Origin of the sequence: Domibacillus tundrae (assembly GCF_000970675.1) — a bacterium.
Taxonomy (GTDB): Bacteria; Bacillota; Bacilli; order Bacillales; family Domibacillaceae; genus Domibacillus; species Domibacillus tundrae.
Genome location: NZ_LAJA01000048.1, coordinates 1 through 2,300, shown reverse-complemented (window position 1 = coordinate 2,300; position 2,300 = coordinate 1). Strand labels below are relative to the sequence as shown.

Below are 2,300 nucleotides of genomic sequence, written 5' to 3'. Positions count from 1 at the left end.
CTTAAAGGGGAGCATATCAAACATTTATGTTGCATTAAGGAATGAGCGCTTTGTAGCATTTTAGATAATTTTAATTGATGAAATAACAATCTAAACTTGTTTTATGTCGAATAAATAAATTTTATGTCATATTTTCTTACATGTATCCAGCTTTTCTTCGACAAAATGTTTACGATCAAAAAGTACTAATTATTTAGAGAGATGAAAACAGAAAATGATTTGAAAAAATCGTTGGTTAATTGCTTTTTAAGGATCTAATAAATAAAGTTTTTGAATTAACAAGTATACAAATTAAATTTTATCCCACTTGAAGTTAAAACAGAGCTGAATAGCGCTTGCAGTCTAAGTTTTCTATTTGATAGTGATTTTTAGGAGGACAATATGTATAGTGAGCCATTAACTACAATTACTAAAAATGCTTTAAATCAGTTAAAAAGAATGGAAGAGAGTATACCAAGATATCTTGTTTCCTCTGGTTTAGCCGGTGCTTATATAGGACTAGCGATTGTTCTTATTATGACGATCGGCGCACAACTGTCACAAGCTGGTTCCCCATATACAACCGTCATTATGGGAGCTTCCTTTGGATTAGCTCTTACCCTTGTCGTCTTTGCTGGTGCGGACTTATTCACGGGAAGCAATATGTATTTCACCGTTAGTACTCTAGCAGGGAAAACAAGTATTAAGGACACCTTAAAAGTTTGGTTCTGGTGTTACACCGGGAATTTCCTCGGAGCAATTATTTTGTGTTTAATAATTGTCGGTGCTGGCCTTTTTGCAACGGTTACTCCAGAGCATACATTAATGACACTAGCAAGCAAGAAAATGAATCTTAGTTATTCAGAATTGTTTTTCCGCGGAATTCTATGTAACTGGATAGTATGTTTAGCCATTTGGATGGGACTTCGTACTAAAAATGAAATTGTAAAATTATTAGTTATCTATGCTTGTTTATTTACATTCATCGTTTCTGGATATGAACACAGCATAGCTAATATGACAGTATTGACACTTTCGCTATTACTGCCACATCCTGAGACAATTTCAATAGCAGGCTTAATTCATAATTTAGTTCCTGTTACGTTAGGCAATATTGTCGGAGGTGCAGTTTTCGTGGGGATGATTTACAGTTTTATAAATAAAGGTAATAACCAACAACCTTCTCAAGAGATTGAGCAAGTTAAAATTTCTTAATAGAAAAGTTGGTACATACATATATTTTAATTATAAGGAGAGAAATACAATGGAAAGAACTCAAGCTACAACAGAAATTTTAAGTGCAAAGAGAAAGTTAAATTTAAAATGGGATGATATTGCTCAAGCAATCGAACGTTCAGAATCATGGACAGCTACTGCATTATTAGGTCAAGCTACCCTTTCTATTGAAGAAGCAGAGAAAGTAGGAGCATTGTTAGAGTTATCCGAAGAGGCAGTTGAGTCCTTAACGGTCGTTCCATATCGTGGAACCACTGTTCAGATGCCTCCTACAGATCCATTAATTTATCGTTTTTACGAAATATTATTAGTTTACGGACCGGCTATTAAAGACTTAATTCATGAAAAGTTCGGAGATGGCATTATGTCTGCCATTGATTACGAAATGGATATCCAGAAATTAGAGGATCCAAAAGGAGACCGAGTTTTAGTTACATTAAACGGGAAATTCTTGCCATATAAAAAATGGTAATAATAGTAGCAAACAAATTATTATAACACTTCATTACCAAAAGCTAAAAAGCCCTCGATTCTACAATCGAGGGCTTTTCGAATACAACATAATTGCATTTATGTTGCATTCGGAAACTGAATTATAAAAAAGAAGACTGTTCAACACAGTCTTCTTTTTTGACATCACGGAGGAAATCCTCTCTTTATTCTATGCCGACCGGCCTGTAAAAATTCTGTTTTTAATGTGTTTTCTCTTGGCTATGAATCATAGCATGTAAAGGGATAGATATTTTTTTCAAGGGAAGCGAGTGAAAACATGGATAATATGGGTGTCTTGGAAGTAACAGTTCATAAGAATGAGGGCGATATACCGGACCAAAAATTCGGAAGGTCATTTTCTGAAGGGTTTCGTGACGAATATGGACCGTTTTTTGGAGGGTATGGACCATACTACGGTGGATATAGTGTGTTAGGTGGATTAGGCAGCATGTAATATGGCTTGTATTAGTCTTTTTTACGCTGTTTAACCTTTATAAAATAATTTTAAATATGAAAGTCCTTGGGAATAATCCTAGGGCTTTTTCACGCATATCATGCATTTATGTTGCATTGGGGAATGTATATTTTTTTCG

Annotated in this window: 3 protein-coding genes; all 3 read left to right on the top strand. The window is 34.5% G+C overall.

Annotation, left to right across the window (positions count from 1 at the left end):
* The first annotated feature begins 381 nt into the window (after positions 1-381).
* The 3 genes from VQ00_RS17550 (at position 382) to VQ00_RS18750 (ending at position 2,161) form a co-directional block, all read left to right on the top strand.
* A complete protein-coding gene (locus tag VQ00_RS17550; RefSeq protein WP_046181426.1) occupies positions 382-1,194 on the top strand; it encodes a formate/nitrite transporter family protein in 813 nt (270 codons plus the stop codon).
* Positions 1,195-1,243: 49 nt separating this feature from the next.
* Positions 1,244-1,687, top strand: coding sequence for a cyanase (gene cynS / locus VQ00_RS17545; RefSeq protein ID WP_046181425.1), 444 nt, complete (start codon positions 1,244-1,246; stop codon positions 1,685-1,687).
* 297 nt (positions 1,688-1,984) lie between these two features.
* Positions 1,985-2,161 (top strand): hypothetical protein, encoded by a 177-nt coding sequence (locus VQ00_RS18750; protein ID WP_156154121.1) that lies wholly within the window; start codon positions 1,985-1,987, stop codon positions 2,159-2,161.
* The last annotated feature ends 139 nt before the right edge of the window (positions 2,162-2,300 follow it).

Bases quoted from the DNA above. Each gene is read 5' to 3' on its own strand.
- cynS (WP_046181425.1), top strand. From the start codon at position 1,244: ATGGAAAGAACTCAAGCTACAACAGAAATTTTAAGTGCAAAGAGAAAG.
- VQ00_RS18750 (WP_156154121.1), top strand. From the start codon at position 1,985: ATGGATAATATGGGTGTCTTGGAAGTAACAGTTCATAAGAATGAGGGC.
- VQ00_RS17550 (WP_046181426.1), top strand. From the start codon at position 382: ATGTATAGTGAGCCATTAACTACAATTACTAAAAATGCTTTAAATCAG.